The sequence below is a fragment of the Spirosoma agri genome (assembly GCF_010747415.1).
Classification (GTDB): Bacteria; Bacteroidota; Bacteroidia; order Cytophagales; family Spirosomataceae; genus Spirosoma; species Spirosoma agri.
The window spans coordinates 422,075-428,709 of the sequence record NZ_JAAGNZ010000003.1 but is presented as its reverse complement, the minus strand read 5'-3'; the positions used below and the strand labels follow the sequence as shown (position 1 = coordinate 428,709).

The following is a 6,635-nucleotide window of genomic DNA, read 5'->3' as shown; positions in this document are numbered from 1 at the left end:
AGCATAGCTGCCCGTGACGTTGCCCACCGTGGCGGTGAAGGTGATGGGGTTGCCCACACAGACGGTGTTGTCCAGCGTGCTGAAGCCCCCAATGGTGGGTGCCGCGGGGACGTTAGTCAGGCTGAAATTGACCGTGGGCGATGCCCCGTTGGCTGTGGCTGCTATGGTATAGGGGCCGCCCGTTGTAGCATTGGCCGTGACACTGGCCCCGGCTATGCCACTGGCAATGCTGGCCGTAAACGATGCTGAATTAATGCTGGCTCCCGAACCCGGCCCGGTGTAGGTCACTACCCCATCGTTGACCGGCTCGCTGTTGCTACTGCTGACGGTTACCCGCAACGGATTGGTAAAAGCCGTACCGACTGTGGTTGACTGATTGTTGCCGCTGGTGAGGGCCAGCGTAAAACCCCGTGACTCGAAGGCTCCGGCATCGGGGGCACCCACGCGGGCAACACCCCGGGCATCGGTGGCGACCGTCGTGCTGACACCCGCATTGATAGCCACACTACCCGGTAGTAAAGGAATGGTTGGCAGGCAGTCGCCGGTAGTAAGTGAGCTTAGACCCAAACCCGCCGTGCCAACGTTATTTTTATCAGACGAAATCGGCGTAAAACCCGCCCCGCTAATATTGGCGGCTGTGGCATTACCAGTAAACACATTGCCACCACCCGAAACACTGTTTAGTGTTCCGGACGTGCCCCCAAAAACAAAGAAAGTGGCGCCTGTCGGACCAAATACATTGTTTTGCAGGTACAGAGATGTTGCATTTGTACTTTTCTCGGCTTCTATACCCCACCGTACGGTAGGCATAGTAAAGGTCGAATGAATAACGGATAAGGAACCAGGCCCGGAGATACATCTGAGACGAATACCGCTACTACCATTACCAGCGGCAGCACCTCCGGTAATTGTATTATTAATCAGCAAAACAGAAGATTCATAAATATCTATCCCTACATCACCAATATTATCATTGCGAATAGTACAAGTAGTAAGGCGAGCCGTTGCGCCCTGATACATGGACATAGTTGAACCAATATTGCCAGTATTATTGTCGAAGAACGTTTGATTGATTATTGCAGTACCTTCAAACAGTGCTATTCCGCCACCCAAACCGGCTGCGTTGTTTTTGATTAGGCAGCTTGAGATAATAAGCGTATTTGACGCTACGTTACTATTAATTGCCCCGCCTATCTCATCCGGGTCACGACCATTTCGTAATTGTAGATTTGACAAGGTTAACCGATTGGCACTACCGGCAAACGTTAATAACCGGAAGTTCGACGCACCTGTGCGGACAATGGCGGTTCCGCCCACGCCCGTAGCGGGGCAAAGCGTGCTGCCGCTGGTAATGGTACCACTAAAGGCCAGCTCAGGCAGGGCTGAAGTCAGACTAATGGTCTGGTTGGCAGGTAGCGTAATGAGGTACGAACCTGAACCGGCATTGGCCGTGGTGATGGCCGCGCGCAGGGTATTGGAGCCGCTGTTGGCGGTGCTGGTGACGGTGATGGCCGTCTGCGCTTGAGCTAGTGGGCCTGCCCTTACAAGGAGCAGGAAGAAAAGAAAGTAGAGAGTTGGTTTCATAACAATGTATGTAAGTATTTATAAGAGAGAAATGATGACTTTCCATTAAAGCTATTCTAGCCCAATGTCCTTACTGCTCTCTGCACCCGATGACGTACCACCACCAATGCGAGCATTATTGCTCCCATTGGCATTGCCCCCCGTGATGACAAAGCCATTCAGCACGGCGGTGTTATTAATGCCACCCCCGTTGTTACTGACCACATGGTAACTGTTGTCGCTGGTGGTGCTGGTGCTGCCAATCTCACCCTAGAGGGTGCTGCTGGAAGGCTGCCCGCTGACGGGATTGATGGCTGGGCGCTGAGTCAGGACCATCTCGCTGCCCGCAATGCCCCCGTAGATGGCCATCCCGTTCTTCATGGCAAAGCTGGTATTGCGAGTCGTGGTACTAGTGGGCTTGTACACCCCGGCCGCAACCCACACCTGCTGTCCGGCACTGCTGGCATCGATCATAGCTTGCAGATCGCCCGAGGCACTGGCCCACGAGTTACCACTGCCACTACCGCTGGCCACCGGCTTCACGTAGCGAATTGCTTGGGCCTGGGCCAGCAGGCTGGTGTAAAGCAGGACTATCAGGAAGAGGCCGGACCGATAAACTTCCCGCACGAACCCTTTTGAAAAGAAACGTAGTGATGTATGCATAGAAGCAGTTGGAGAGAAATAGTACGACCGGAAATCACCCCGGCAAGTAGCACCCATGCTCCTTTATTCCTTACCACTTATGTCGCATTCTTTACCACTCAGGTCGCACTGACACCAAAAAAGCCCGGTTTCCTGGGCTTTTTTGGTTAATTTGGTAACTCTTTATCTTATTTTAGGAATTATTGACTGATTTTTCGGCCCTTTTATAATGAGAAGGTAACACGCCATACTGCTCCTGAAATACCTTGGAAAAATAGGACAGGTTGTCGATTCCGACGGCATAGGCCACCTGAGAGACGTTCTCTTCCCCCCCCGCCAGAAGTTCAGCCGCCCTGGCCAGCCTGACTTTCCGGATGAAGTTGACCGGCGATGTATTAAGCACCACTTTGAGTTTTCGGTGCAGTTGCGAGCGACTCAGGTTCACCGCTTCGGCCAATACCTCCACCCCGAAGGCCGGTTCGTCGATGTGCCGATGCACCACATCGGTCAGCTGCTCAACAAACTGTTTTTCTACCGTCAGCAACACCGATACGAATTCCTGCCCGACGGGTTCGTTTGCCTTTGGTGCCTGTTCATTCGCGCTGAACCACTGATAGAGCCGTTGCCGCTGCTGCACTAAGTTCCGCACCCGGGCTACAATCTCGGCCCGGTTGAAGGGCTTAGTCAGGTAATCGTCCGCCCCCAGTTCAAAGCCTCCGATGCGATCTTCGACGGTGGCTTTGGCCGTCAGCATCACCACCGGAATATGGCTGGTAGCGGGCTGGTTTTTCAGTGCCTTGCAGAAACCAAAGCCATCGAGCCGGGGCATCATCAGATCACAGATGATGATATCGGGCAGACTAGCGGTGGCTTTTCCTAGTCCATCCTGCCCGTCGACTGCTTCGACAATCTGGTATTCCTGCTCAAAAATACTGCGGACAAAGGTGCGGATATCGGCATTGTCGTCGATGATGAGCAGGATATTGTCGGAGACCGTTGCCGACTGCCCGTTGGTGACTCTCGGGTCAGGGTCAGGGAAACCCGCGGAAACGGACGGCTCCGGTAGCGGCACCTCCCGGGGCAGCCGGGCTAAAGGTGGGATCGACTCAGCCGCAATCGGTTCGTCTACCATCGTCAGCGGCAGATAGACGGTAAACGTCGTACCTATGCCTTCGGTGCTATCGACCGAAATCGTACCCTGCAGGACTTTCACCAGTTCGTTGACCAGGGCCAGCCCAATACCCGTGCCTTCGTAGTTCCGGTTCGAATGGCTATCTACCTGATAAAAGCGGTCGAAAATCCTGGGCAGATTGGCCGTGTCAATACCAATCCCCGTATCCGTCACCTGCAGGGTTACCCCACCGGCCTCATACGCAACGTTCAGGCGCACTTCGTTGCCGTCGGTGGTAAACTTAAAGGCGTTGGAAAGCAGGTTCGTGGTGATTTTCTCGACCTGATCGCCGTCGAAACGAGCCCAGTAGGCCAGTTGATTCTGCGTGACGATGAACCGGATGGCCCGGTTGTCGGCCAGCGAACTGAACGAACTGGTCAGGGTCCGGAAAAAGGCGGCCATGTCGCCCGGTTCGGGTTCGGGCCGAAGCTGGTTGGCTTCTAACTTACTTAAATCCAGGAGCTGGTTGATGAGACTAAGCAGCCGGTTGGCATTACGCTGGATTAGCGGAAAGCGGGCATCCTGGGCGTAATCGTTAACGGCTTGTTCGATAGGCCCCAGAATGAGGGTCAACGGAGTACGAAACTCGTGGGAAATATTGGTAAAAAACTGGGTTTTCAGCGCGTCTAACTCGGCTAACCGGGTTGCTTCCTGCTGCTCGAAGTCGATTTGTTGCTCCAGCAGCAGTCGTTGCGTCTGAAACCGGTAAAGCTGCCAGACAACGAAGCCCAACCCAAGGGCATATACCAGATAGGCCCACCAGGTGCGGTAAAATGGCGGATGAATCCGAATGGTCAACGCGACGGGTTTGCTCCAGCTCTCGCCATCAATAGAGCCTTCCACCTCAAACGTATACGTACCATCGGGCAGTTGGGCGTAATTGGCAAATCGGTTCGTACCGGCCTCTACCCAGCGTTCGTCGATGCCGCCGAGCCGGTAGCGGTACTGATTTTTGGCCGAGTTAGCATAATCCATGACCGCAAATTCGAGTGTCAACAGATTTTGCGTGTGCGACAAATCGAGTTGTCGGGTCTGTTCGATGCTTTCCGGCAAAATACCATCGGGGGGCCCCACAGTAACCGGTTCGTTGTTGATTTTCAGTCCGATGATATGGACCGGGGCAACGGGTCCGACGGTAGCCACCACGTCCTTAGGCTGAAACGCCGTCAGCCCGTTCACCCCCCCGAAGAGCAGTTCGCCGGAGGCTGTTTTAACGAACGAGCCCGTGTTGAATTCGTCATCCTGCAACCCATCAGCTTTTGTATAATTACGAAAAGTCAATGTCTTTGGGTTGAACTGAGCCAGACCCCGGTTAGTACTCAACCAGAAGTTCTTGAACTCATCGGTCAGGATACCATAAACGACTTTGTTGGGCAGTCCCCGGGCTTCGGTAAAATGCGTAAACCGGCCGGACCGCGTCTGTTTATCGAGTTGCTCTAGCCCGCCCCCTTTGGTACTTACCCAAAGGTACTTATCCGGTTGATAGGGGTCGTCGATGCAACTCGACACAAAATCATTGCTCAGGCTTTCGCGATTGTCAACATCATTTTTATAGATCGAGAACACGGGGGTTGTCTGCGGATGATCGGCCCGAATAAGACCATTCTGGGTACCGATCCAGCCCGTCCCGGCCCGATCGAAATACAGGGAGAAGGTTTCAATATCAGCACCCCGCTTAGGCAGCAAGGACTGGTAGGAAAATACCCGAAACGTTTCGCTAGCCGGGTCGAACCGCAGGAGATTACCATTCGTGGCCCCAATCCAGAGGTGACCGGCCTTATCTTCCCGGGTTTGGTTGCCGTAAATCCCGAACGCAGTGCCCGGCGGCAGCAAATAGGTGTTGAGCCGTTGCCAGTTTTCCGAAAATTTGACCAGTTCGTACCGCTGCGCATCCGCATAAGCGACAGACATCCAGAAAAAACCCTGTCGATCCTGCATCAGGTAGGATTGCAGACCATGCGCGGGCAAGTTCGTGTTGCCGCCAAGAGGCAGCCGGCGATTGGCGGACCGATCTAACCGGCCATAGTCGAACTGATTCCGCACATAAATCTGTCCCCGTCGATCCCGCATTACGTACGAGAGGGACGTATTGGGCAAGAATGTCTGAAACTGTTTGATACGCGGACTGAATTTACGCAGACCATAGCCCGCCGTACCCACCCATATATTACCGGTCTTGTCAACGAGCAGTTTAGTAATGCCATACAGATTCGGCGGCATGACGGCAAATGCATTACGTTCTGACAGTTGATCCTGCGCGTAGAGTTGCGCAGGCGACATCAGCCACAAAAAATCGGGCGTCGCCACGGCTACCGTTTGAGGATCAAGGGCATCCAAATACAGATTGGCGTTTTTGGCAGGTGGTAGCTTAATTCTTTTTCGGTTGGTCTGCTGCCAGCCAACGAGCGTATCAGCACTGAATCCAAACCAGTAATCAGGTTGTTGTCCGTCTGGGGTTGCCTTGAACAAGGTGGCTAACGAGCCAAACCGCCTGATCTGCGAATAGCGGGTCGGCTGCGGATGCTGCCAGTTCAACGTGTATAGTTCTCTGGCCGCACTAACCACCGCCTGCCCATTGGCACGAAATAAGATATGGCTCGGGGAGCTGCTGCTGGCTACCCCGGGGAGCGGAAACGAGAATCGGCTAAACTGGACGTGGGGTGTGGCATTTGCCTTGTCAGGAAAACCGGTTTTAAGGGCCCCGGACAGCGTAATTTTAACGAGTTTATTCTGGCTGGTGCCCACCCAGATATTGCCTTCGGGATCTTCGGTCAAGAGAATAATCTCATAATTACCGGCATCGGGCAAAGCCGGGTCGCTCATGTCGATATGATAAAACCGGTGCGTTCGATCATCGTAGAGATTCAGACCCTTATTGAGCGTTCCTATCCATAACCGGTCCCGACTATCCACCAGCAGGGCCGAACACGCACTGGTCGACAAACTATACTTATTATAGGGGTCGTGGGTAAAAACGGTAAAATTATAGCCATCGTAGCGGTTCAGCCCATCTTTGGTAGCTACCCAGATAAACCCCTTTTGGTCCTGTTTGATACTGAAGATCATGCCCTGCGACAACCCATCGGAGATGGTCAGTTCCTGCCAGCCTTTAACTTGCGCAAATAGAGTAACGGGAAGCAGTATTAATAAACAAAGAAGACGCATTTTGTGCGAATAATAGAATTGGTATAGTACGTAAATATAACTGGCATAGTACATAAAAGCAGGCTCGTTCCGATAAAAGCAGGCTCGTTCCGAT

The 6,635-nt window shown here is 53.3% G+C and carries 4 protein-coding genes; all 4 read right to left on the bottom strand.

Annotation, left to right across the window (positions count from 1 at the left end; genetic code table 11):
- On the bottom strand, nucleotides 1-1,584 hold a 1,584-nt coding region (locus GK091_RS25665), incomplete at its 3' end, for a choice-of-anchor Q domain-containing protein (protein ID WP_212593008.1).
- Nucleotides 1,585-1,635: 51 nt separating this feature from the next.
- Entirely contained in the window at nucleotides 1,636-1,788 is a 153-nt protein-coding gene (locus GK091_RS25660) for a hypothetical protein (RefSeq protein ID WP_164043584.1), read from the bottom strand.
- Between the two features lie 45 nt (nucleotides 1,789-1,833).
- Nucleotides 1,834-2,226 (bottom strand): hypothetical protein, encoded by a 393-nt coding sequence (locus GK091_RS25655; RefSeq protein WP_164043583.1) that lies wholly within the window; start codon nucleotides 2,224-2,226, stop codon nucleotides 1,834-1,836.
- Nucleotides 2,227-2,398: 172 nt separating this feature from the next.
- On the bottom strand, nucleotides 2,399-6,541 hold the full coding sequence (locus GK091_RS25650) for a hybrid sensor histidine kinase/response regulator transcription factor (protein WP_164043582.1): 4,143 nt from the start codon (nucleotides 6,539-6,541) through the stop codon (nucleotides 2,399-2,401).
- Nucleotides 6,542-6,635 lie beyond the last annotated feature (94 nt).